This window comes from Rhodovulum strictum (assembly GCF_009649175.1).
GTDB classification, from domain to species: domain Bacteria; phylum Pseudomonadota; class Alphaproteobacteria; order Rhodobacterales; family Rhodobacteraceae; genus Rhodovulum; species Rhodovulum strictum.
This window is the reverse complement of sequence record NZ_WJPO01000088.1, coordinates 1-645: the sequence shown is the minus strand read 5'-3', so window position 1 is coordinate 645 and position 645 is coordinate 1. Positions and strand designations below refer to the sequence as shown.

Below are 645 nucleotides of genomic sequence, written 5' to 3'. Positions count from 1 at the left end.
CGGCCGACGATGCGGAGCTGGTCGATCATGTCGCGGCCGACGGTTTCGGGGGGATAGGCGGGGTTGTCGGAGATCAGGTCGACCAGGGCGTGCCGTCTGGCGCGGATTCGGACTGGAAGTTCCTTTTCGTTGACTGGACGATGGTCTCGCCCACATGCGCGTAGAACCCTTCCGGGTTTTCAATCCGCTCGACCAGGGCGCGCAACCGCTCCTGCGCCTTCAGGTCGTCGACCGTAACTGTCATCGTGACGCCGGTCATTGCAAGACCCCGCTGAAACGCCTATATTCCAAGTGTCTGGGAACCCGAAGAGCGGTGATGCTCCTGCAAGGGACCCGGCATGACGGCCGGATCACCCCGGCCGTCATTTTCGCTTCCAGACCAGCTTGCCGCATGGCTTGGGCGCGGGGCCGAGGCCCCAGCACCATTTCCGGCGGAGCAGCTCGCCCATCTTGACAAACGCGTTCGGGCCGCGGTGCTGGCCGACATCGCAAAGCACCTCGCGCCAGGCGAGATGCGCCAGGCCAAGGAAGGACATCGAGTCCGCGCGGCCGGTAGGGCGCGGATTGGTGGGGGCGTTCTTCGTACCCAGCTTGTACGTGGTCGCAGCCTGCGCATAGGTCGTCGGCTCCTGGCTGCACAGGTGC

The 645-nt window shown here is 65.1% G+C and carries 2 protein-coding genes; both read right to left on the bottom strand.

Going from position 1 to position 645, the window contains the following annotated elements:
* Positions 1-73 precede the first annotated feature (73 nt).
* Entirely contained in the window at positions 74-259 is a 186-nt protein-coding gene (locus GH815_RS18750; RefSeq protein WP_153750237.1) for a phage virion morphogenesis protein, read from the bottom strand.
* A 103-nt stretch (positions 260-362) separates the two neighbouring features.
* A partial coding sequence (locus GH815_RS18955) for a hypothetical protein (RefSeq protein ID WP_170290403.1) occupies positions 363-645 on the bottom strand: 283 nt, incomplete at its 5' end.